18 protein-coding genes are annotated in these 26268 nt (G+C 44.7%); 7 read left to right on the top strand and 11 right to left on the bottom strand.

Annotation, left to right across the window (positions count from 1 at the left end; genetic code table 11):
- Positions 1-12 precede the first annotated feature (12 nt).
- From sctI to BCT11_RS12165, 11 genes are all read right to left on the bottom strand, one after another.
- Entirely contained in the window at positions 13-357 is a 345-nt protein-coding gene (gene sctI / locus BCT11_RS12115; RefSeq protein WP_005426285.1) for a type III secretion system inner rod subunit SctI, read from the bottom strand.
- A gap of 8 nt (positions 358-365) precedes the next feature.
- Positions 366-1013, bottom strand: coding sequence for a YopR family T3SS polymerization control protein (locus BCT11_RS12120; protein WP_042605854.1), 648 nt, complete (start codon positions 1011-1013; stop codon positions 366-368).
- Positions 1013-1369, bottom strand: coding sequence for a YscG family type III secretion system chaperone (locus tag BCT11_RS12125; protein ID WP_038876023.1), 357 nt, complete (start codon positions 1367-1369; stop codon positions 1013-1015). The genes BCT11_RS12120 and BCT11_RS12125 overlap by 1 nt, the downstream gene beginning before the upstream one ends.
- Positions 1370-1372: 3 nt before the next feature.
- Complete coding sequence (gene sctF, locus BCT11_RS12130) at positions 1373-1621, bottom strand: type III secretion system needle filament subunit SctF (RefSeq protein WP_005426103.1); 249 nt, start codon at positions 1619-1621, stop codon at positions 1373-1375.
- Positions 1622-1637: 16 nt separating this feature from the next.
- On the bottom strand, positions 1638-1844 hold the full coding sequence (locus BCT11_RS12135) for an EscE/YscE/SsaE family type III secretion system needle protein co-chaperone (protein WP_102388421.1): 207 nt from the start codon (positions 1842-1844) through the stop codon (positions 1638-1640).
- Positions 1831-3132, bottom strand: a complete 1302-nt coding sequence (gene sctD, locus BCT11_RS12140) for a type III secretion system inner membrane ring subunit SctD (protein ID WP_102388422.1) — start codon at positions 3130-3132, stop codon at positions 1831-1833. Before sctD ends, BCT11_RS12135 begins: the two co-directional genes overlap by 14 nt.
- A gap of 5 nt (positions 3133-3137) precedes the next feature.
- A complete protein-coding gene (gene sctC / locus BCT11_RS12145) occupies positions 3138-5009 on the bottom strand; it encodes a type III secretion system outer membrane ring subunit SctC (protein WP_102388423.1) in 1872 nt (623 codons plus the stop codon).
- Complete coding sequence (locus tag BCT11_RS12150) at positions 5009-5437, bottom strand: YscB family type III secretion system chaperone (protein WP_038866855.1); 429 nt, start codon at positions 5435-5437, stop codon at positions 5009-5011. The genes sctC and BCT11_RS12150 overlap by 1 nt, the downstream gene beginning before the upstream one ends.
- Before the next feature lie 12 nt (positions 5438-5449).
- A complete protein-coding gene (locus tag BCT11_RS12155) occupies positions 5450-6430 on the bottom strand; it encodes a T3SS regulon anti-activator ExsD domain-containing protein (protein ID WP_102388424.1) in 981 nt (326 codons plus the stop codon).
- A 143-nt stretch (positions 6431-6573) separates the two neighbouring features.
- A complete protein-coding gene (locus BCT11_RS12160; RefSeq protein ID WP_102388425.1) occupies positions 6574-7434 on the bottom strand; it encodes an AraC family transcriptional regulator in 861 nt (286 codons plus the stop codon).
- A 600-nt stretch (positions 7435-8034) separates the two neighbouring features.
- Positions 8035-8442, bottom strand: coding sequence for a YscW family type III secretion system pilotin (locus tag BCT11_RS12165; protein ID WP_102388426.1), 408 nt, complete (start codon positions 8440-8442; stop codon positions 8035-8037).
- Between the two features lie 359 nt (positions 8443-8801).
- Here BCT11_RS12165 and BCT11_RS12170 point away from each other — a divergent pair, with 359 nt between their 5' ends.
- The 7 genes from BCT11_RS12170 to BCT11_RS12200 all read left to right on the top strand — a co-directional run bounded on the left by BCT11_RS12170 (position 8802) and on the right by BCT11_RS12200 (position 26262).
- Positions 8802-9248 (top strand): CesT family type III secretion system chaperone, encoded by a 447-nt coding sequence (locus BCT11_RS12170; RefSeq protein WP_039975164.1) that lies wholly within the window; start codon positions 8802-8804, stop codon positions 9246-9248.
- Between the two features lie 7 nt (positions 9249-9255).
- On the top strand, positions 9256-9555 hold the full coding sequence (exsE2, locus tag BCT11_RS12175) for a T3SS regulon translocated regulator ExsE2 (RefSeq protein WP_102388427.1): 300 nt from the start codon (positions 9256-9258) through the stop codon (positions 9553-9555).
- Between the two features lie 392 nt (positions 9556-9947).
- On the top strand, positions 9948-10976 hold the full coding sequence (locus tag BCT11_RS28380) for a hypothetical protein (RefSeq protein ID WP_241909015.1): 1029 nt from the start codon (positions 9948-9950) through the stop codon (positions 10974-10976).
- 123 nt (positions 10977-11099) lie between these two features.
- A complete protein-coding gene (locus BCT11_RS28385) occupies positions 11100-11819 on the top strand; it encodes a hypothetical protein (protein ID WP_241909016.1) in 720 nt (239 codons plus the stop codon).
- A gap of 290 nt (positions 11820-12109) precedes the next feature.
- Positions 12110-12610: an NYN domain-containing protein gene (locus BCT11_RS12185; protein WP_241909018.1), complete on the top strand. Its 501-nt coding sequence runs from the start codon at positions 12110-12112 to the stop codon at positions 12608-12610.
- A 479-nt stretch (positions 12611-13089) separates the two neighbouring features.
- On the top strand, positions 13090-13467 hold the full coding sequence (locus BCT11_RS12195) for an AlpA family phage regulatory protein (protein WP_102388429.1): 378 nt from the start codon (positions 13090-13092) through the stop codon (positions 13465-13467).
- 561 nt (positions 13468-14028) lie between these two features.
- Positions 14029-26262: a VCBS domain-containing protein gene (locus tag BCT11_RS12200; RefSeq protein ID WP_241909017.1), complete on the top strand. Its 12234-nt coding sequence runs from the start codon at positions 14029-14031 to the stop codon at positions 26260-26262.
- Positions 26263-26268 lie beyond the last annotated feature (6 nt).

The following is a 26268-nucleotide window of genomic DNA, read 5'->3' on the forward strand; positions in this document are numbered from 1 at the left end:
ACTTCATTGTGACTACTGTGCCTTTAACAGTGTTTCTACGTTTTGCGTCGTTTTACCTACCGTCTTGGCGATCAGTTCCTCTTGAAAGGTAATTCGAGTCAACGCCCATTGCATTTGCAAAAGCTGAGCAGGATCGTCACCCACCATTTTCATACTGTCGGTTAAACTGCTTTTTGCGTTATCGATGGTATTTTTCAGTTCGCTTATGTTTTCTAACAAGCCACCTTCTAAACCATTGTTTCCTTCCGGGGCCAACATCGCTTGCTCGAAACGTTCGCTAAGCCCATCCTGAGCTTGCGCATCTTGCACTTGCTCTAGATTCGTCTGCATGACTTCGGTGTACTGCGTATTGATCATCTGCGTTCCTATGAGAGCTCTAGTTTGTGGCTGTAAGTCAGCATGTTTTTGACCATCGAGTTGATTTGTATAACAAAGCTCAACTCTTCCCGAACCATGTCTAACAATGGTTCTTGATCAGGAATGTCTTTCAACTCGGCCCAGCTATGCCAAAGTGCTTGTTCTTTTTGCGCCCCCAGAGGGAAATGCTCAGACAGCAGCACTTTTAGCTCCTCACGGTCTTTTGGGGGATCGGCCAGCAAACGTCCTGAAAAGCTGCCCAGTAACTCTTGTTCGAGTGAAGCCAGTAGTTCTGGTGACGCTTTATCGGTGCCTTTTACGCTTCTTTCCTGGCTAAGTGCATACCACAACGCCTCTTTCTGCTCGCTTGGAGAAGTAAGCGCTCCGTCAAGTGAGCGGCTAAGTGCCGTTGAGCTAAAGTTTCCGGAACTCTTGAGCGCTTCATACCACTCTTTAATTGCCGTCACTTTGGCCTCAGATTGAGAGACGATGTCCGTGCTTTTTTGCACTGGCGATGTGCTCTTGTTTGATGAATTGCTGTCTGATGCACTTTCACTCATCAAACGGTTCATCTTGTTTGCCTCGTGCAGATCAACTCTGGCTGGCTGCTGAACCTGACTGAGTACATAGTTGAGCGAGTTGTTTTCAACCTTCATTAAAGGTTCCTGATATCCTGAGAGAAGCTCGTTGCAAAGGCTTGGTTTTCTTCACTGCCTTTTGAAGCCATCGCCAGCCAAGATTCCGCTTTACTCGCTAACCCTGCTTTACCCGCCGCCAGAGCCGCTAAGCAGACTAAGTCAGGAGAGTTCACGCACATCGGTTCAAGCAGGCGATGCGCCTCTTCGTAGCGACCACGATTCATCAAACTCATAGAGCGAATCATTGCCACGACTTCTTCGGTATCCCCTTGGGATTCAAGGCAAGACGCAATTGTCTCTGCCTCTTCGTGGCGATGCATACCGGTTGCCATCAAAGCCGTTTCGGCCAGCAGCAAACGCATGTCTTTTTCCATAACTTACACCTTCTGCAGAATCGACTGCATCACATCCTTGATAGCACGAGTGGTGGTCGCGTTGATGTTGTAAACCACCGACCATTTGTTGATGGTGTGCTGCAATTCAGCCAGCTTTGATGGGTCGTCAGCGTTCGTTTCTAGGTTTTTGATCGCTTCATTCACGGCTTCATTCGCCGCTTTTGCTTGTTCTTCTAGTTTCGCTTTAACATCATCGAGATAAACACTGTTACTCGCATCGTAAAATGACATAGGTATCGCCTCTTGGTTATTTATTGCATTCGACAGTTTCAATCACAGCTAGAGCCGCTTGGTAGGCTTCATGCTGTTTGAGTAGCAACTGATATTCATGGGGGGCACAGCCAAGATCGAGCTGGCGCTTAACTGCAGATTGCGCTTGCTTGAACTTGAGGACAATGGCCCCTTTCTGTTCCTGCCCTGAGTCGCTTTGTAGTAGTTGTTCAAGATTTGTCATTGGTATTTCCACCTTCATACCCTAGATCGATCGTGATCACTCGCCCGCCTTTCACCAGCTCTATTCCTGATGGGGTGACGCTAGAAATGCGATACCCTTGAGGGGTGCGAGCCCCAACCATGTAACGAACATTGTCCGTAAGAATCACATAAGGAACTTGGCCGAAATTCACGCTACGAAACGGAAAATCGATGTTGGTTCCCTTGCTTACTTTAGGAATGGACTTCAAAACCAAATAAGGTTTCTCGCCATACTGCTCACGGAAATCCCTCGTAACGCCATAGAAGCGAGTGGTCTCGATATCGTCCAACTCACCGCGTACTTCAATACGATCGCCACTTGTTACTAACTGAACTTTCTTTAATAACTCAGCTTTTTCAAGCAAGGCTTTGAGCGTATCCATATAGGCGCCCGCTCTTTGCAGTTCGACCTTCCAAGCGACCAGCCCCGGGACATCACGTTCTAATATCTGCTCGACTTGGCTCCAACGGCTCGCATCATCAATGTACCCCGTTAAGAGCAGCGTGCCGGTCTCTTCACCATTTTCAACTTTGACTTGGTGATAACCGAGGTTACGTAAGATAAAGCGCACGCCGCGACGAATCTCTTCCATGGTTCGCAGGTCACTTTTGTAGTTGATCCCTAGCGCGTCAATTCTTCCCAGCAGTTGCAGTTTTGCTGTTCTGTCTTCGACATACCCTTCCAGTACGGCCTGCCTTGCCGTGGCATTCCACTCAACTCGCACATCATCGAGCTTTAATTCGCTCAGAATATTGCGCACCAAAACGATGGGCTCCGCTTCAGTAATAGCATCGCTGTCGCTGGCTCGGATTTGGCTATACCAAACACCGGCAAATATCACACTTGGGATCAGGCTACACATCAAGCCGATCAAGACCGTTCTCTTCCAACCTGACGACGGTTTATGACTGACCGGTGCCACATGTTTATCTGCGGCTTCCGTTGCGATATCGATAACCAAGTCGTCTTCAAGATGTCCCACCGCAAAGTTTAAGCGGCCAACCGACACCAAGGCGTTACGCGATAATTTAAACCCATCAGCGTCAACGGTAACGCTCTCGTTATTGATCGAGACCTCATCGCAATCACGCAGTAAGACGGTTTCGCCATCGCATACCAATACAAGGTGACTCGCCTTGATGTCCGAATCGGTCAACACAAGATCGGCGGTAAAGTCATCGCTCCCCAACACCAATGAATCATTGGGTAAGGTCACCTCTACTCCGGCATGAACACCAGAGAGAATACGAATTTTCCATTGCTGCATTGAGGCTATTGCTCCTCTAATGGTCGAACGCAATGATTCTCTGAGCCATCACACTCTTTGATTTGCACTCGCCATCCTTTTTGCCCTGAAGGCAGCTCGCATTGTGATAACAGCGAAGATTTACCCTGTGACAATAGATCTTGTTGATAACGCTCCGCTTGTACTTGAGATGTACAGCTGTAGAGCGCGAGTGCCGATTTCAGATCTGCACTGTTATTTGAAATATTGTTCAAGGTGCCGAGCTTCGGCCTCAAGTCATACTCATTGCCGATAAGCACGTTGTCGCCAATGCCATCGACAACAATTCTCGGCTCAATAATGAACATGCGCACCGTTCTTCTGGTGGTATCGGTCGTACTTCTAAACAAGGCACCAAGGTATGGGATGTCCCCTAACAAAGGCACTTTACGCAGTTGATGACTGATTTCATCACGGTATACACCACCGATGAGTAGGCTCTGACCTTGCTTCACGGTCGCTAACGTGCTGATCTCTGTTTTTCGGATAGATGGCACATCATCAACACCGCCATCTGGAATTTGCGCACCATCTTCAAGATGCAAACTCAGGTTGATTTCTGGTCTTTCAACAAATCGGTCTCCGACGATGCGTGGGACGATACGCAGTAAGGTGCCGTAGGTCACTTCTTCAAGCGCTGCAGTTTCTTTACCAATCAACTTGACGTAGAACGTGCTGCTGTTGTTTAGGACCGCTTCAACGTTTTCTTGAGTTAGCAAAGTCGGTCGAGACACGACTTGAGCGCTACCTTGAGATTCCAACAAACGAATTTGAGCCAACAAGTAGTTTAAGTTGGTCGCATCAAGCAGTGACTTAAAAGTCTGCCCGCTACCTAGCGTCACATCACCACCATCAACGTCACCCGTGGTTTTGATGTCTAAAATACTGTTGTTACCGACCTCAATACCCGCTCGCCAATCCACACCCAGTTGGCTCAAATCGTTCGCGCTGATATCGACAATAGAGAGTGCCACTTCAATTCGTGACTGTGGCTGATCCAACTGAGCGACTAACTTGCGGTACAAAGGCAGGCGCGCTTGCGTATCACGCACTATGATGGCGTTTAAACCTGGCTCTGCTTCAACCGACGCACCGCCGTGTACAGAAACATTCTTCGTCGTGGTTGCAGCCGTATTGCTGTCCGCTTCTTCACTCTCTTTAGTTGCCTTGATCTGAGTTTGAACACCCGACAATACTCGGCTCAATACCGATGCAATGCCCGGTACCGTCACCGCTTGATCGCGATAAGTGATTTCTCTGTCCGTCGCCGAGGCATATTTCAAAGGAATAATTTCAACAAACAGCTCATCAGTAGAGTTCGACTTTTGAACCAATCGGCTTTCCAGCGCTTCGGCCGTTTGCACAACCAAATCAACGTATCTGGGTGGCCCCGCTAAGTAAACCAGCCCTTTGTTCTCTGCCGCACGCCAACCGTAGCGAGAATCCCAAATCCCTGTTGATATCAGAGTACTTCGTAGCTCACGGGCAGTAAGAAGTTCAAGCTGTAACAGTCGCGAACGGGTTTCCGTCGCTTTGTACACATGCAACACCGCGCCATCGAAATACCACATCAGGTTGTAGACCTGTGCTAGATAATCAAGAAACTCGGCTGGGTCTTCTGGCGTAAATCGACCACTAACTCGGTCGTTTACCTTGTCACTGACCGACACCGAAACGCGATAGTTAGCGCCAAAGTTATTCAATAGTTCTTTTAAAGAGTCATTGTCGGCATAGTAACGAAACGGCTGATCAGGCCAATTCAACTCTGATGCGTGTAAAGGCAATGCCGCCAACAAACTCAAAGTACATGCAACAGACCAAACAAGTCGGCGTAGTTGTTTTTTTAAAACGGCAAGCATTATGGAATCCAAATACTGTGGCTGACGGTATGGTTAACGCGTTGGTGCTCTAGCACACCACTAAACTGCTCCACCAAATTCACATGCTGGGAGAGCTGGGCGCATAATGCTTCTGTGGTAACGCTTTCCATATTCATCTTTCCTTGCACAATCAACTGCTCGTTATCATTCACCGTCAGTGTGCTGCTCGTGTCGCGCAGTGTCTTCAAAGAGAGCTGCATACAATGTTTGAGCGTCTGCTCTTTTTGGTAATCGAGGTGCTGTTCAAACTGAAATGGGAGCACGGTTTCCCACAAGACCCATGATGAATGCTGCCGAATGTTAAGCAGCATCTGGTCGACTTCAATATCGTAGGAACCATTATTTGAGGCAATAAAATCCCCAACCCCAAGCGTTGCCGCGAGGGATTTCATCATTTGATCTAACATATTTAGCTCTATTTAAATCTGGCTGAGATGGTTACAAGCTTGACCGCACTGGTTACTCTGAATATCAAAATAGTAGTGATCCACATTGCCAACAGTGTGCATGTCTTGAAACCACTGCCAAATCTTCGCAACCGCATTTAAGTCGCTGTACACAAGGTCACAAGCGTCCCACACGTCGTTGAGTTCCGGCGCTTGCACTCGAGCTTCGCCACACCAGACTTTCCATTCAGAGATAAACTTATCTGAGGTCTCACCGTACTGAGATAAACCTTTGAGCTTATCAAGCGTTGGCTTCCACTCCTCTACCATGGCTCGGTGGGATTCAACCGCCTGATTTTGTTGTTCATTGAGAACATCAAGCTGCTCATACAATTCACTCTGCTGACTCTGAATCAATGCCAATTGCTGCTCTGCAAAAATCGCACTGTTCTCTTCTGTCGACAGCCTCAACCAGTAGTCTTTCTGAATACTCAGCTGATTGATCAACTGCTCTAGCTTTATGGTGTCATGTAACACCGTCTGATCTGTCTTTCGGCTCACCCATTCATTCAGGGTTAAATACATTGAAAGAATCAGCGTTTTAGGTGACGCCAAATTGAAGCGAAACCCTAATCGGCTGTTAATGTAATCCAGCCTTTGCTCAAAAGAGCTCAACACGTGATTATCACTCAGTTGCCCACCCACCTCGAGAAAGAGGCGCATGGCAAACCGGTCTAAAGAGGTACCAAACCTTTGATAGGTTTTCACCACTTGGCTTGCACATAAGCAATCAACGATATTGCGGTCAAGCAAACGTTGTAGCAAAGACAATTGTTCTGAACTCAGAACGTCTTCACTAAGCAGTTGTCGGTGATTGACATTAACAACATTGGGCACTTGCGATGATTGGGTTAAACCTTCGTATCTTGCGCCTCTCTGCAATACAGTGACCTTCCTTTGCGTCACAATGTTGTTAGGAAAAAGCGAACGGCGTCGCCAATGCAGCTTTTTCATTGGTGTTGTTCTCCGCATCTACTTCGAACAATCCAGAAGGAAGTAGAGGTAATAGTTTTGTTCGTTGTTACGCTGAGCATAATAGAGTTTACGCCAGTTGATGCCTTTCAAAATTAGTCAGAAAATTTTAGTCGTCAGACATTTCACTTAGCAATATCGACTTGTTCATCCCCAGAACGTACACGACTTGGTGTCGTTCCAAAACGGCGTCGGTAGCTTTGCGTAAAGTAAGATTGGCTAGAAAAGCCCGCTTCCATTGCGACGTCGACAATGCTCATTTTGCTGGTAAGCAATAACTTATGGGCATGCAGCAAACGGCGCTCACTGATCCACGCTCTAGGAGAAACGCCATAGTGCTCATTAAAGAGCTCTTTAAACGTCGTCAGGCTCGCGCCAAACTCTTGAGCGTAGTCGGTCAGCTTCCACTCCTTCAGATAATGGAGTTCCATAAAGCGACGCAGTCGGTCTGAGGTTTTGTTGGTCAGCTGTGATAATAACGCATACAGGTTCTCACCTTGCTCACCGTGGAGCAATAAGATGAGCATTTCCTCGTATTTTAAGCGCATAATGGTGTCAGGATAAGACTGCTCTTCTAGCGTCTTCATCCCTGATAAGGTCTGCTCTATCAACAAATTGAAAGTAAACGGGAATAATCCAGACTGAACGTTCTCAACTTTTGGTAGCGACATCAGTAAATCACTGTGCTTTTGCAAAAATTGACTGACAAGTTCATTGTCGAATTCGATCACTGACGCCGTATATTGGCCATCTACTGGCGTGTATTCTAGTAAGTAATCCCCTTGAGAGAGATACACCCCACAACCAGCGACCACATCTAACGTGCAGTCCCCCGTCTGAACTCTCAATTGTCCATTGTGAACGACAACAATGTGAGACTGGCGAGAATGAAATACTTCATCGTATTTTTCATAGTAGCAAGCACTATGGATTTTTCGCGATAGCGAGTTGACCCTTTCTGTGTTTAGTTGGCCTAACACATCCATTTTCTACCCTTCATAATTCTAATTTCTCTAATCCCACTAGAGAAATGCCATAGCCTGACTCACACCCAATACGAAAACGTCACGCGGATGTGTAATCAAAACGATGTCAATTAAAGAAGCAAAGAAAAGAGCATAGGTGCGATAGCACGACCATACTCCCCGAATAAATTACAAATAGCTCAAAAACTGCCTGTAGCAGCAAAAAATAATCTTGGAAAAACGTCTCGATATTGTTATGTGATATTCTCGAGAATTAATAAGCTTTTGCTAAAGTTCAACTTATAACTAGTGATACTCAAACAACCAAAGCTCTTATTATATTAGAATAAATGAAAGTACTAATATTTAAGCCTACTTTCATTAATATTGGTATTTCCACAAAAAACGAAGTGTTTATTTTTAAACCATTCTATCTAGCCAACTTCTCAGAAGCGGGGGATATAAACATAAAAATTGCAGTAAGTGCAACTGATATTCATATAAAGAAGCACTGAACCGATGACTTAAACCCAATAATAATTAGGGTTTAAGCGCTGAATTATTCGCTTCATTCAACTTAATTTTTTTATTAAAATAGAAAAAATGAAAACGATTACTTTTCTAGTTATTATTGTAAGCTTCTAGTTTTAAGTCCTTATGTACTCTGCCTTGCGTAAAAATATAGCCTTCTTCTTTACTGGTTATGATTTTTCCTTGAGAACGTAACACGGCACGGATTTTCATCTCGCCTTTTCCAGCTTGAATCGGCGCAATAACAAAAGAATATTGCACAGGTAGTTGAACCCCTTGATACGTCTGCTTTGCGACAGTAATACATCGTTCTGCAGTCACTTGGCATACATCAATATCAACCGATGTACTCACGGGAGCAATATACTCATCAAAAGCAACCCACCCATACAGCACGGCTTGGGAAGAACTCGCAAACCCGCCTTCTAAGGAACTGGTGTGAGTGCAAGCGCTCAAAAGCAAAATGCTTAACAACCCAATAAGCGTTCTAGATTTCACTGCGTACTCTATCTACTTATCTTTTTATTAAAAATGACAGTCGCAATTCTGGTACAGAAATATATAAAAGATCAACCTATATTTCACATATAAATTAAAAATTAAATTCTCAAAAATAAGAACACCTTTAATGACGCTGGATTTACTTTGTTTTAAAATTTGACATTAGTTCCAAGCACATAATCAAACATTATATAAGCGAAATTTATATGCACTAAGGATATAAGCAACGCCATCAATAACTTGTTTATTAACCTTATAGAAAAAACGTTTATATAAAAAAATCCAACCAATATTGATAAACATTCAAATGCACTTCCCATAATTTCACCCTTAAAATTCTAAATAGGATAACTTCTATGTCTGCGCGCCAAATCGTAGATGAGGTTTTACTTAAATTTGCTCATCAAATAGGGTTACCTAAATTACAGTTGATTGAAGACGAATTGGGTTTAGCTTTTGATGACAACTTAAGAGTGCATGTGATTTTTCACCCAACAACAGGGATGCTTCAATTAGAAGCTGAGATCGTCGATCTACAAATTGTTAACTCTGACCTTTACCGTTCTTTTGTCGCATTCAACTACCATTGGTCTGAGCATCAACTGTTTTTTAGTTTAGATAACCACCGACACAAGCTTTGTTTAAATAGACTGCTTCACGCAGAGTCACTCGACTACGAGCTGTTTGAAGATGCACTGGCTGAGCTGCTCACACAGAGTGAATCTTGGGAAGACTTGTTATCCGCCCACATCGCCATGGAAGCTTTGCCCTCTCAGCTTCAGAGCTCGGATTTAAGAGTTTAGGTAATCTATGTCCAATGACATCCAACCAACACAAAAGCACTTATCTATCGATTGGATTGAGAGCAATAGCCAGACTGAGCCTGTAAAGAAGGGAAACTTTTTAGGCAGAACCGTGGTGCAGATAAATCCAAACGAGCGAGAGCAAAACCGCACTCACTCAAAACTGGAGCTAGGCGAGACGCTTTCTATGCTTGCCAATACTGAGCTCTCCAACGCGATTTTAAGCTTTGAAAAAGACTCGAATGCAGCACAAAGCCTGTTGAATAGAAAGGTCCAAGTGATCGCGGCCAGCAGGCCAATGAGTTAGGGGCCGCTCTCACTTTGTAAGAAACGCAAAGCCCCGAGATTTCGGGGCTTTTTCTGGAGGACATTACATTCGTCGAGCTTCCTCGTTGCTCCAAAGCCATATCTAAAGCCTTAGAAGCTAATTCATCATCACACTTATCCGATAAAGACCACTAACCTATCGTGACTAACGCAAACAATCTATTGACTTAGCCAATGTTTCAACTTAGGTTATACAAAAAGGGCTGAGGCTTACCTGCGGTTTGTAATGTACTTCTTACGAAACAAAGCACTCACATCGTTGAAGAAAAAGACACTCCCATTCACGATCAATCCATCATTCTCGGACCTTATAGCCGGAAGTACGCCGTCACTAAACTTTGATGGGGCTTGCTTATTTGTAAAGGTTTTAGAATGACTAATAGCTCAATCCCAACTACATACATCCCGTTAGAGAAATTCCATATTGTTCCTTTAACAGGACTCTCTCCAGCAGAACTCAAAATCTCTGCGAAAAGAACATCGCGTGACCGTGAAAAAATCACCCATACAACAAAACTAAACGCCATTGCTAAACGTCTTGGAATAACTGGTGGATTTGCCTCTTACGAGAAAGAGTACAACGGAAACTTACTTCCGTTTATGGCCAAACATAATCTTAGAAAACGCAAAAATCTTCTCAAGCACACGAAAGACGGTGATTACAATTTGTATTTCTCTTTCAGCCACCAGCAGGTTTCTGAACGACTATTCTTCTTTGAAGGCCCTACTCCCCAGAAACTGTTTACCGGACATGATTTTGACTTTTCTGGTCCAATTAGTTGGCACAGTCAAGACTTATACGACGCTCTCAATGAAGATAGTGACTGGTCTGATATTATATTAGGCAATTATCATATCAAGCGAGCAATAGACGATAATTTTGATATTTCTCACCTATCTGACCGTCAACAGTATTTGCTTAAACTCGATGTAACAACAGAAATCACAGTGCGTTTATTGGACAAAACGGGCCACCCTAACTTCTTGGATTTTCTAAACAACAAAGAGACAGAATCAAAGAAAAGGGAAAAAAGTTACCAACAGGCCTCTGTGAAGATTTTAGATCTCATCCTTCTAAAAAACCGAAACGGGTCTAGTAGTATTTACCATCTTCTCGGAAACTCTTTAACAGATATTCCTTCACCGTCAGAATACATAAAGCTTTATGCCCCAAATACAGTTCCAACTGAAAATGTTGAAAGAGATTTAAATTCGGACAAATACCTGCAACTGTTACTAACTAAACGCATAGGCGAAGACAACGCCGGCTGGGTCAATGTGCTGCCTTACAATGAGAATTTGATTTTCTTGTCAGATGATCGCGGTAACTATGATTTTGTCATCAAAAATCAACGTGGCAAAGTGTTCAACCATCAGCTATTTGGGAACAATTTGAAATGAGCTGATATTCCAAGCTTCATCGAGGATTACCGCTTTGAGCGTTGGTACTACTTCGAATATGAAGGCAATAGAGAGCTAGATGGACATAACTCAGAAAAGCACTACTATCTTAATGGTGGCACGGTGTCCAACTACCCCGGCATTCAGACCATATTGCGTGAGTACTATCAATATAAAGGGGTTTATCACCCAGAGCATAGAAGCTCTAACGTTCGTCTAGATGGCTTCAAACAAGTATCCATCGATGAAAAAGAAATGATGGTCTCCGAACTCATAACGATTGGTGACCTGATCAACTTCCTAAAAGAAAACGCAGGATACAGCAAAAACCGTCAAGGTGATTCACTTGCCCCAGTCAATAGCGAGAGTGATATCACTCTGCCGGCATCATGTACTTTTTTTGACGCCCTAGCCTACATTAACTGGTTGGAGAAACAAACGGGGGTTCCTCTTCGTATTCTTAGCTACTCAGAATATAAATCATTGAGAGGAGAAAACTGGTCAAAACCCAAACGTGGCCAAGACAGTGACATGACATTCATCAGCACGTCAGGTGAGAAATATGATTCTCACCCACCCTACATGCCTCAAAATGACTTTGACAACTTGCACCTTCACTTTCCAAAACCTCTTCACAATATCGAAGAGAACGGATTGCAGTTTATTAATTCAAACTTCTTTTGCGAGTGGCTACTAGAAGGGGTTCAGATCCGTTCAGCTAGTCTCACTTCGTTCTATATGGACGATTATGTGTTGCGGGCACGTGGTCCTCGAGATTCAACCGGAAAGTACAAAGGCATGAAAACAGGCTTCAGGCTCTGTTACGAGCTGAGAAAGCATTAACAGTTAAGGCAGTGGCTAAGTCGCTGCCTAGTTAACCCTTTCATGAATTTATTTCCGGGACACAACTTGATGAAAAAGAAAACTTTAATATCGCTGTTTACATTGATATGGAAAACATAGCTGCTAGCGACTTTCAGCTTGAAGAAGTAATGAATTCTTTCCTCAGCGCTGACGACGAGTACAACTGTATATTCTCAATTAAATCGGCTTACGGGAACTAAGCGACTGCAAAGAAATCACTGAAAACTCAAATCCTAGAGCATAATTTCAATATTATTGACACGCCCAAAATTGGTAAAGAGAAGAACAGAGCGGATTTGTTACTCAGCTTGGATGCCTTCGAAAGTCTGCACCGAGATAACCCGAGAATTGATAGATATTGCTTTATGACTACAGATTCTGACTTTACTGTAATTGCAGATAAACTCAGAAAGTTCGGTAGAGAAGTATGGTTAGTCTGCAAAAAATCCGACAAAGATAGAGCAATTATCGCTAAGTCATTCGACAACTTATTGTTCATCGAAGATTTTCTTCCTAAAAAAGATATTTCTGTAGTGGGTAACCTTGATAAGCTTTTTATCAGCGCCGTCAGGAATATGAACCAGAGCAAACTTCCAAGCAACGTTTCCATTGCTAATGACAGGATGAAAGCTCTAGACCCAAGTTTTCAAGTGAATAATACGGAATTCAAAACCTTCATGAATTTCATCAATCACATGGAGCAAAAAGGCTACGTCAAACTAGAAAGCCTTCCCACTGGTGAAAATCGTATTACTAAAATCTGCGTGTAGTTAGCAGAAGTAAAAATGGAATAAGTTTAGGGCTTTACAGCTAAGCCCTAAATTGCCATTTACCATGAATTCAACCGTTCGCTCTTAAATGTAAAGCTAAAGACAAGCCCATCAGTACCTCCGCACTGGGTAACTTATTCCGAAAACTTGGGTTAAAGGGCCAAATGACCGCTCACGGGATACGCTCCATCTTTAGCACAGAATTGCATGAAGAACTTGAATTGGAAGATTCAATGCTCATTGAGATGATCCTATCTCATACCGATAACAATAAAGTTCGTGCTGCATACAATCGAACTAGGTTTATTAACAAACGGAAGCAAATTATGTGCATATGGGGAGAAAAATACTCCGAGGCAACCAAGAAACACAGCTGTGTTGAGTCCGTAGAAAAAGAGCTACGAGCACAAGGCATAGCCACACCTAATTACCTTTGATTTTTAAACCACACCTTACTTTTCTGATAAATAGGAGTATTCGTGTTCACAAAACTTCAAATTGCAAAAAAGCTCTCAGTGAGCAAAGGCACCGTTTCAAACCTGCCGAACTTTCCAAACAAAATTGAAAGTGACTTTATGGGTAAGTTAGCCGTGTATCACACGCCAGAAGTGAACGCTTGGTTTCTTGGTATGATTAATCAACGTGGCTATCAATATTCTGGGGATATTGAAAAGGAACGTGTCGTGCGGTTGGGTGAACTAGCCCTTCATCTAAAACGGTCTAAATCCCACATTTACGAACAAGTAAACAAAGGCACTTTGCCCCCGCTTGTCACAATAGGTAACCGGGCTTCTGGTTTTCTACTGAGCGAAATAAACACAAAGCTCTTAGAGTGTGGGCTTAACCAAATAGAATAAAGCCGAGCAATGATCACTGTAAGTTACCAAAGAACTAATGGGACTCAGAGACGCCTCAACATGATTTGTGATTAATCGATACATGTAACGCACATTAGACACGTTTAGAGCCAAAGAATCGATAAAAATATCGGAAAGCTAATCACTGTATTCGCATTTAACAGTGCATTAGCTTTTGCATCATAAATACCTAGTTTAACTTATCTAAAACTTGTAATTTCTATTGGGCTTCTAATTGCTCAATTAAGTTCGCAAAACAACATTTCTTGTACTTTAATCATAAAGATATAGAAACGTTGGGTTGGGTTTATGAAAAAGATAAAAGATGGCAAAAAGGCTAACGACAAAAAACAAACAGTCAAAGATCAAGCGAAAAGTAAGTCGGATACGAACAAAAGAAGAAAAGTAAAATTATTTTCTAGTCTAAAGATCCGAGTTCCGCTACCTAGTAGTCTCATGCTAATTCTTCCATCTTTAAATGTAAGGGCGTCGGAGGCTCTAGTAAGCCACGCACAAAATGAGAATGTTCAGCCCAATGAAACTTCAAGCCATGAACCTCACTTGGAGAATTCAGATAAACTCGTAGAAAGCTCGTCTACCCAAAAAAATGCTTCGTTATTACACGAAGACAAGAACTTAAATGAAGGCGGGACTGAAGAGGTGAAGGCACTTGCTCCTACTCCATCGCATCACCTCGCTTCTCATAATCACCCGATCATTCATCGACTTACTAATGTCACTACGCAGCCCTCAATTTCAAACACCATCGACAGCAATACACAAACAATAAAGACACCCCCTACGCACACTAACCCTACAACTCCGCAAAGCCAGACTTATGTAGAAGAAACAATTCAAGGTACCTATGGTCAGCTGCATGTTGATAAAAATGGTAATTATCAATTTACTTTAGCCGCGAAGTCTCCGGCATATTTATTGCTTCAAAAGCAAGAACCAGGCACGGACACATTTACAGTCCATCTAACAGACGGAACAAAGGTCATCATTCAAGTTCCGGTGATGGGTAAACAAGATTCACCAACCATTACTGGCCAGCTTTCGGGTCATCTCGAAGAAGACCATAATGTGGATAGCCACGGTTTTTTAACAACAAGTGGGAAAGTAGACGTCCTAGACCCAGACCATGGTGAAAGTGAGTTAACTCCAGAGACGATACATGGCCAATTTGGCTCTTTATCTATAAATTCTCAGGGATATTGGCAGTATACTGTTAATAATTCTCAATCAACGATTCAAGCATTAACGAATAACACTTCACTTACTGAAACATTTACCATCCATACTAAAGATGGCACTCCACAAGTGCTACAAATGTCAATTGGTGGAGAAAATGATAATGCGCTTGTCTCCGGTAATGACAAAGGGCAAGTATACGAAGACCTTTCTACTCACATCACAGGAAAGCTATCTATTCGTGACGCCGACACCGGTGAAGATCATTTTTCCAACACTGATATCGTAGGTAGTCTCGGTACACTTCATTTGACTAATTCGGGGCAATGGACCTATGACTTGGATAACACTAACCCAGCAGTCCAAGCACTAGGTAAAGGCTCGACAGTTACCGATACCATAACCGTACATTCGGTCGATGGAACTCCTCATCAAGTAATTATCACTATTAACGGAACCAACGATGCGGCTACCGTCAGCAGCGCAACTGTAGCTGTCGATGAAACGGATAAAGCAATAACAACGTCAGGTACCCTAACCAGCACCGATGTCGATAATCCGGATAACACCTTCACTCCTGATTCGATCACAGGTACCCATGGCGACTTAACCATTGATGCCAATGGTCACTGGGTCTTCACAGCCAACAGTGCATTCAACCAACTCAACGTTAGTGACAAAGTTGAAGAGACATTTACGGTAACGTCTGTCGATGGCACACCATCCACGATCAAAGTGACCATCAACGGTACCAACGATGCGGCTACCGTCAGCAGCGCAACTGTAGCTGGCGACGAAACGGATAAAGCAATAACAACGTCAGGTACCCTAACCAGCACCGATATTGATAATCCGGATAACACCTTCACTCCTGATTCGATCACAGGTACCCATGGCGACTTAACCATTGATGCCAATGGTCACTGGGTCTTCACAGCCAACAGCGCATTCAACCAACTCAACGTTGGTGACAAAGTTGAAGAGACATTTACGGTAATGTCTGTCGATGGCACACCATCCACTATTAAAGTGACTATCAACGGTACCAACGATGCGGCTACCGTCAGCAGCGCGACTGCGGCTGTCGATGAGACGGATAAAGCCGTCACGACATCTGGTACCCTAACCAGCACCGATATCGATAATCCGGATAACACCTTCACACCAGATTCGATCACAGGTACGCACGGCGACCTAACCATTAATGCCAATGGTCACTGGGTGTTCACTGCCAACAGTGCATTTAACCAACTCAATGTCGGCGATAAGGTTGAAGAGACGTTTACGGTAACGTCAGTCGATGGCACTCCATCCACGATCAAAGTGACCATCAATGGTACTAACGATGCAGCTACAGTGAGCAGCGCGACAGTGGCTGTCGATGAGACGGATAAAGCCGTCACGACCTTTGGTACCCTAACCAGCACCGATGTCGATAACCAAGATAATGCCTTTACTGCTTCAACTCAGCACGGCACGCACGGCGACCTAACCATCGATGGCAATGGGCATTGGGTATTTACCGCCAACAGTGAATTCAACCAACTCAATGTCGGCGATAAAGTTGAAGAGACATTCACAGTAACGTCTGTCGATAGCACTCCATCCACGATTAAAGTGACCATCAACGGTACGAATGATGCGGCAACCGTAAGCAGCGCGACTGTGGTTGTCGATGAAACAGACACGGCAATAACCACATCTGGAACCCTAACCAGTACCGATGTCGATAACCCGGATAACGCCTTCACTCCTGCTTCAATTGCAGGTAACCACGGCGATCTAACCATTGATTCCAATGGTCACTGGGTATTTACCGCTAACAGCGCGTTCAACCAACTGAATGTCGGCGACAAAGTTGACGAGACCTTTACGGTTGCTTCTGTCGATGGGACCCAATCGACAATAAAAGTAACGATCAACGGCACCAATGACCGCCCTACTATCTCCGGTACCTCAAGTGGCGCAGTCATCGAACAGGGCTTAAACACTGCTGGAACACCAGATGCGACAGGTTCTCTAACAGCAACCGATTTAGATAAATCTGACACCGTCACATGGGCAATCAATCAACCCCAGGGCCAATGGGGAACACTGTCGATTGATCAGAATGGACATTGGCACTATCAGCTAGACAATTCGACCGGTGGTGCCGCGGATAAGCTCGCGGCTGGTGAACATCAGTCTGAATCATTCTGGATCACCGCTACCGATTCAACAGGAGCGACAGTCCCTCATAAAGTCGTTATCGATGTGCAAGGCAGCAACGACAAACCAATTGTCAGTGCGTGGACTCAGCTTCCTGCGGGTAAAGAAGATCAACCCGTAACCATCAAGGCTTCTGACTTGCTAACGCATGCAAGCGATGTGGATAGTAACGATGTATTGCACGTGACAAATCTGCAAGCGACACACGGTAGCCTGACTGATAATAAAGACGGCACTTATACCTTCACGCCAGATAAAGATTTCAATGGTGAGATTCGACTCACCTATGATGTGGTTGACGGCCATGGTGGTAGCGTCAGCACTCAAGCTAAGTTTGACCTTACCGCAGCTCCAGATAATGCGATTATTACCGACGCACAAACCAATGCTGACTTACGGGGAGTGACTGAAGATCGCGGTTACATAGACACCCACTATCAATTACATTACGACGGCAAATTAAACATCCAAGACCCTGATGCGGGAGAGGCTCAATTTGATCCGAATATTGGTCCGCAAACCTATCAAGGTATTGGCTACGACACCAAATTAGGTGGTCACATACTGCTCATGCGCGACGGTCACTACACCTATACCCTCGACAACCGCAACATACAGAACTTAGCGCAAGGTGAAGTTAAACACGATTCAGCCGTTATACGCTCAGCAGATGGTACAACACACACGATAGAACTAACGGTTTATGGTACCAACGATGCCCCAACCATCAATGCTCAGTCCCACTCAGTGACTGAAGGTGGAAGCGTTCTAAATGGACAAATGGTTGGCCAAGATATTGATACCGGTGCGGCCTTGACTTACAGCGCACCGCAGATTGATGGCTTGGTGGTTAATCCGGATGGCAGTTATAGCTTCAACCCTGCTCACTCTAGCTATCAATCGTTAGCATCAGGTGTCACGAAGACATTGACTGTTCCAGTAACAGTCACAGACGAACATAATGCGAGCAGCACTCAAAACCTTTCAATTACGATTACAGGGGTTAATAATTCTGCCGTTATCGGCGGTGTCGACACGGGTGATGTAACCGAAGGTAATGCTGGACAGGACATGTCCCCAGATTATGCTCAACCAGGTATGGCTCACTTAGTACGAAGTACCATTAGAACCAGTGGCAAGATTTCTATTTCAGACACAGATACAGGAGAGGCTGAGTTTGATACACACGGGCTTGGCTTTAATTACTCAGGTCAATATGGAGACCTACTTCTTCGCAAAGATGGAACTTGGTTTTATCACGCTGATACGGGGCAGATTCGTAGCACTGGTGGTCTCGCAAGCACCCGAGGAACAACCATCGACCAGCTTGGTGAAAATCAAACTCTGACTGATACGATTACCGTATATTCTAAAGATGGCACGTCGCACGATATTGTCATTACGATTCACGGTAGCAATGACCGCCCTTACTGCGCATCTGAAGTACAGCTCAATTCAGGTAAGGAAGACCTAACTCAAACCATCACAGCAACCGAGCTAATCGCGAATACTGTTGACGTAGACGCCAACGATGCAGGTAAGCTCACTATCGCTAATTTGCATGCTGACCATGGCTCGATTCAAGACAATCACGATGGAACCTTCACTTTCACGCCAACCAAAGACTACAACGGCCAAGTGCACTTCACTTATGACGTGACAGATGCGCATGGTGGTATCACTGCAACAGGCGCGAATTTACACTTACAAGCAACTGGCGATGCTGCGACTATTACTGGAATTGATCAAGGGAATGTGACAGAAGATCGTGGTTATATTGATACACAATATAATCTTCATTTTGATGGAAAATTAGATATTGTTGACCCCGACCAAGGTGAAGCTCAGTTTGATATTCAAAGAGGCCACACCTATCACGGAATTGGCTATGATACAAAAATGGGTGGGTGGGTACTTTTACAACAAGATGGTACTTACACTTATACAATTGATAATCATAAACCAGAAATTCAAAATCTTGGGTCAACAGAGACTCTTGTCGATAAGGTGACAATCCACAGTGTCGATGGAACAAGTCATGAAATTCAGATCACAATCCACGGTACAAATGATGACCCTAAGGTTTCTTCGGTAACAACTCTTCCTGCAGGAACTGAAGATACAGATGTCGTTCTACACGCTTCTGATTTACTCGCCAACGCTACAGACATCGACCACAATGATGCAGGGCAACTCTCAGTGGCCAATCTCACCGCCGACCATGGAAAAATCACCGATAATCATGACGGTACTTTTACCTTTCATCCTGCCCTAGATTACAATGGGAAAGTCTCTTTTAGCTATGATGTAAAAGATGCACATGCTGGCAGTACAGCGACTTCAGCGAGTATGACGTTAGCACCAACCAGTGATGCAGCGGTTATTACAGGCTCCGGTTCTGGGGTTAAAGAGGATATCAATGTGGATATCTCCAGTGGGCATCTCCTTGGAGCTTCTGGTGTGTTCCATGTTGTTGACCCTGATGGTCCTGCACAGTCGCAATTCCCAGATGTGCTCTATGGTGGTATTTATCAAGGGTCTCATGGTGGAGATCTTCAGGTGAATAGTAATGGTAACTATTACTACCATATAAGTAATTATTTAGTACAACATCTCTCAGAGGGTGAAACACTCAAAGAGGAGTATACCATTCACAGCGTTGATGGAACTCAACACAAAGTGGAGTTTACCGTTGAGGGGACCAATGATAAACCAGTCCTCTCTGCCCAATCACAATCGGTAACTGAAGGTGGAACCCTTTTATCTGGTCAGATGCATGCCACGGATGTGGATACAAAAGACACGCATACATTCACTATTGATAAACCTGTAGATGGCTTAATCTTTAACAATGATGGTAGTTACACTTTTGACCCCTCCCATGTAAGTTATCAAAACTTGGGAGCAAACAATGACCAAGTTATACATGTTCAGGTAAAAGTGGATGACCATAATGGTGGTACGGATACGAAGACTCTAACGTTAGTTGTACACGGAGCGAATGACGGTGCAACAATTGGCGGACAAGACACCTTCACTGTTCAAGAGGATCATAACCTTACCCTAAACTCCGGTAATACGATCATATACAACGGCCAATTAACCATTACTGACGCCGATGCTGGAGAAGATCATTTTGATGGGAATCTTCATCAAAACCAACAAACAGGCACATGGGATACCGGATATACAACACAGGAAGGTGGAAAACTCATTCTTCAATCCAATGGTTCATATCGCTATGAAATTGATAATAGCCTCGCAAAGATTCAATCTCTCGGTAGTAGTGAAACGTTAATTGATACTGTTACTGTACGTTCTGCTGATGGTACGCCTCATCAAATTCAAGTCACTATCCAAGGTGACAATGATGCTCCAGTTGTTAGCTCCGCAGTTACACTTACGGCTGGAACTGAAGATATAGATGTCGTTCTACATGCTTCTGATTTACTCGCCAACGCTACAGACATCGACCACAATGATGCGGGGAAACTCTCTCTAGCAAATCTTATCGCGGATCATGGAAAGATTACCGATAATCACGACGGAACATTCACCTTTCACCCTAACCAAGATTACAACGGCAAAGTCTCCTTTACCTATGATGTGCAGGATGCACATGGTGGAAGTGTCGCTACATCAGCCTCAATAACTCTCACTCCCACCCGTGATTCTGCTGTGATTTTTGGCAATGATGCCGGAACGATTATTGAAGATCATAATGTTGGTCATAGCTCAGCTCAACCCGTTGCAGCATCAGGTTTATTGAGTGTCACTGATCCTGATGCAAGGCAAGACCACTTTCAAGTTAACCGATTTGGAGAGCAAGCGATTCACGATCCCTTTGGTGGTTTTTTACGCATTACGCCAAGTGGTGCTTGGGGGTATGAAGTAGCCAACAGTCACTTGCAATCATTAGCTGAAGGTGAAGTAGAAAAGGTTGTATATCGTGTTTATTCTGCAGACCACACTGCCCACGATATAACAATAACGGTTACAGGAACCAATGATCAACCGACCATAACTGCGACGACACTTGCACATGGCACTGAAGACACACATTACCAAATGCAAGCTAGTCAGTTTGGGTTCACCGATATCGACACTGGTGATACGCTACATTCCATAGCAATCACAGATCTACCACCATCAACACAGGGTAAGTTTTTACTTGATGGACACGATGTTACAGCGGGGCAACACATCACTACAGCTGACATCAGTAAACTTCAGTTCGTTCCTGCGCAAGATTTTAATGGCGATGTTCAGTTTAAATATACTGTTAACGATGGGCATGATGACTCACAAGAGGCTACTAACACTCTTCATATTGATGCGATTGGAGATAAAGCCGTTATTACAGGTGTTGATACCGGCGATGTCCATGAAGGACACACTTTCACCGCACCAGACGGTAGTATGACTGGCGGCTATGTTGATGACCGTTCACCTGATCATATGCATGGAAACATAGGGAAATTGTGGAACGATGAAATTCATACCGATGGCCACCTATCGATAGTTGATGCTGATGCAGGTGAAAGCTATGCCCAAACAGGCGTTTATTATGGTTCACATGGTCGTGTCATACTTCAAACTAACGGGGATTGGAGCTACTTTGCTTCCATCGGCCAAGATGTAACCGGCAGAGCTATTGACCATCTGGGGAAAGGGGAATCACTAACCGATACTGTCACCGTTAAATCTGCAGATGGCACCACACATGATATCATTATCACCATTCATGGCGATAACGACCGTCCGTATTGTTCTGGTGAAGTGCAACTTAACAGCGGTAAAGAAGATCTTGCGCAAACCATCACAACAACTGAGTTGCTTGCAAATACTGTCGATGTGGATACTAACGATGCCGGACAACTCACTATCGCCAATCTGCATGCGGATCACGGCACTCTCGTCGACAACAAAGATGGTACATTTACCTTCACTCCAAACCATAATTTCAACGGTAAAGTACATTTCACTTATGACGTCAAAGATGCTCATGGTGGCGTTACTCATACTGGCGCGTCTGCCACGCTATTACCGAGCAATGATGCTGCCACACTGCAACCGACACTCGCCTCCAACTTTGTAACTGAAGATCATCTCAAATCGGGAACAAACACCAATGAGTTATGGTCAGGCTGGAAAAACCTCGATATTCAGGATATTGACTCGCAACCAGAAGCGAAAGTTACTCAAATAGAGGTCAACGGCGTTAAGCACACGGTACCAGCAAATTTCGCGATGAATCTTGCAGGCACACACGGTACCTTCAACTTCACTCATTCAACCGATGGCCACGACAAATGGAGCTACAGTGCAGATAATAGTCACGCTGAAGTTCAATCACTGAGCCATGGCGATTCTCTGACTGATACGATCACTCTGATCACCGCAGATGGAACACGAATCCCGCTGACAGCCAAAATCTTAGGCACTGATGATCATGTGATTATTGATACGCCTGACGCATTAACGGCCGCACTGGGAACGGCTATTGAGGACAAGGTTACCTCTATTTCAGGCACCCTACTTGCGCACGATTCCGATAGTAAAGGTTCCGTCACCTTTACTGCAGGTAACTCTGTTGGATCTTACGGTACCCTTCATGTGGATAGCAATGGGCAATGGCATTATGACCTAGACCACTCCAAGGCCAATGCGCTACAACAAGGTGAGACCAAGGCAGAAGGCTTTGATATCACAGCGATATCTACTGACGGCTCAACCGCAACCAAACATATTGAAGTGTTGGTACAAGGAAATGATGATGGGGCGATCATTTCAGGCCAAGACTCGGGACAGGTAACTGAAGACAAGCATTTACAAACATCGGGAAACCTCACCGTTACTGATCCGGATAGTGGAGAGGGTCATTTTACTGCGACATCAGGTTCAACCCAACTTGGTACCTATACCATAGATGCATCTGGTCATTGGACGTATTCACTTGATCCTCGTGTTCAATCTCTGCATCAGGGAGAAACAAGACCCGATGTATTTACTGTGCATAGTGCTGACGGTACAGCACATGTGATAAAAGTGACCATTACTGGAACCCAGGATGCCCCAATAATCACGGGACAAAGTACAGGGGCTGTTTACGAAGACTCTCAAACCTCTGTATTTGGAACACTTAATGCTGATGATAAAGACTATGGACAGAGTGGGTTTTGGGCACAGAGTCATATCGCGAGTACACATAATTTGGGCGAGCTCTCAATTGACCAAAATGGCTACTGGACGTTTCATCTTGATTCTACAAATCCGACCGTAAACTCTCTAGGAGAGCATGACACACTTCAAGAGACGGTGACGGTGAATACTATTGATGATACCTCGAAAGTGATTCAGATAACTATTCATGGTACAAACGATGACCCTGTTTTATCGGTAACCCAAACAACTCCAACAACAGGCACACTGACCGAAACTGATGTTGACGTGAACGACACTCATACCTTCTCTGTCGTCAATTCAACCGGTCAATTCGGTTCGCTATCGGTCGACCCAGATTCGGGCACGTATGTATACACAGCCAATGGGTCCGTTGCTGGAATGAGTTATAACGCGGCGACACACACATACCACGGTACCGATGTGTTTGAAGTAAAAGTGGCTGACAATCACGGTGGGGAGTCGTCGAAGTTCATCACTTTCGATGCCAACGGTCATGTTTCAGTTGTGCCAGGGCAATCACCGACGATTTCAACCTCTGTGCCTTCCAATCCACTGGTAACAACCACGCAACCAAGTTTACCAACCGGGACAAACACTCCACCAAACAATGCAGTCACTGTCGATTTAGCGGCATCTAGTGATACTGGCACCTCTGATACCGATAACCTCACTAAAGACAGTACGCCGACAATCACCGGACACACGGACATTCCATACTCACAAGTCACCATCTATGATGGCTCAACACCTATTGGACATGCGGTGTCTGATGGTTCGGGGCAGTATAGTGTGGCGGTAAGCAGCTTATCGAATGGCGATCATAATCTTTCTGCCAAAGCGTTAGCTCCTTCTTCAGTTTTACCAGCAACATCATCCATTCTTTCTCTGCATGTTGATACTGTAGTCGCGCCGCTCCAAATATCATTAACTCACGATACAGGAAGCAATTCGTCTGATTTGATTACTAGCGATGGTTCATTAACTATCAATGGGCAAGAGGCAGGCGCAACCGTTGAATACTCGACCGACAACGGACATACATGGACATCGAGTTTCACCCCGCAACAAGGCTCAAATACGGTCAGCGTGAGACAAACTGATACTGCAGGAAATGTGTCGGCCGAAACTTCCGTGAGTTTCACCTTAGATAATACGGTCAACGCACCTACCGTATCACTAAGTAACGACACTGGCCGACACTCCATCAATACACCAGACTTGATTACTAAGGATTCTAGGCTTTCCATTCAAACTGAAGCAGGAGCAAAAGTAGAATACTCGAATGACGGCGGACACACTTGGACAGCTGTGTTCAATCCAGTTGAGGGGGTTAATGACCTACAGGTAAGACAGACTGATATCGCTGGCAACGTATCCCCAGTGACGCACTTTAGCTTCACCTTGGACACCACTCCCGGCACAATCACAGTGAACCCGATATCGCAGGACAACGCGTTAAATGCCGCAGAGAACAACCAACCATTAGTGATCACCGGCACGACATCCAACATAGCACCAGGGGATGTCGTCTATGTCGTCATCGGCAATAAACACTTTTATGATGCAACGGTAAAACCAGATGGCACGTGGTCATTAACTCTAGGTACTTCTATACATCAAAACATAATGGCGACCGACCGCGACTACTCAATACAAGTTGGTACCGTTGATACGGCAGGTAATTCGACGCCTCGCATTTCGACCCATCTGCTAGTTGATACGCAGAGTCCGATTCCACATATTGCAGTTGACTCAGTGACACAAGATAACGTGCTCAATGCTCTTGAATCTGGTCAAACTATCGCGATAACCGGAACAGTAACTGGCGATTACCAAACAGGTGATATTGTCAGCTTAAAGATAAACGGTGCAACCATTTCATCACTCACAGGCTCGGTTGATTCGAGTGGACATTTTTCTATTCCAGTGGCTGGTAATATATTGGAACATGCCAATATTCATACTAGCTATGCAAATGGCCAGTCTGGCTCGATACACTCAATAGAAGCCACCATAATAACCACCGATGCCGTAGGAAATGTTGGCAGTGCGACGACAGGTTCACAGGTATTCAGCGTTGATAATCATGTTAGCCTGCCGACAATTACCTTTGAAAACCCCGGACCTGATGGGCTTTACAGCAAAGCAGAAATAGCCCACGGGCACCCCAATACAGTCACTGCGACAATTACCCCACCGGGTGATGCTAAGGTTGGCGAACATCTCGTTGTTAACGGACAGGATCATGTATTAGATGCTCATACTCTACAGCATGGAATACAAATTGAAGTTCATCCTGGTTCTAATGTACAAGCAACAATGACTGACGAACACGGTAATACCGCAGGCAGCCAAGGTTTTGCTGCCAGTGCTATACCTGAACCTATCATTGTCAGGCCACCATCGGGAAGTCACCAAGTGTCCGGTACACTTGGTGTTCCACCTCTTGCCCCATCTCAAACGCCTGTCCCATCGGCGCAAAACGGTTGGCGTATCCACCTACCTAATGGTCAGTATGTAACAAGCCATCATGGGCAATATGGAACGTTAACTATTGACCCTCAAACTGGTCATTTACATTACCAAGAGCAAGCACAAGTCCACACTGGACCACATGGCAGTGCTTCAGGTATTGGTCAGCATGAAGATAAGTTCGAAATCGCGCTGCAAGGGACAAATCAGGATGAGGTGGTTGCCCACGTGAACGTTCAAATACTCAGTCATGGACCAGGGCATAGTGGCAAACTTACGGTTGGGACAGAGGTCGTTGATATGACGATAACACCAATTGTCCACGCATCTCACCCTGCCCCACCTCCACCGCCGCCAGTTCAGCATGACGAGCCAGAGGTCGCCTCTCACGAGGACTTCACGTTTACTGTAAGTGAAGACACTTCTCTAGATTTATCTCAGCATGCTCACCAGGAGTCAGACCAGAAAACTGACCACCATGGTGCTGCGGCTTATTTGGATGCCCTAGGTATTCAGCCCAATGCATCACCTACCACCGGGCACGATCAACCTGCAGACATGGACATCGTGCTTGCACAAGTCGACCAGCAACATGCCGTAGGTTACGATCAAGCACATTTGGATATGTCGGATGCACTTGAACATCATGATGCAGCCAATAACCATAACCAAGATGATGAACACCATCATCACAACGACGTAGATGGACTACCAGACATAGATCCAAATAACTAATGGTCG

The sequence above is a fragment of the Vibrio sp. 10N.222.52.B12 genome (assembly GCF_002875385.1).
GTDB lineage: Bacteria > Pseudomonadota > Gammaproteobacteria > Enterobacterales > Vibrionaceae > Vibrio > Vibrio jasicida.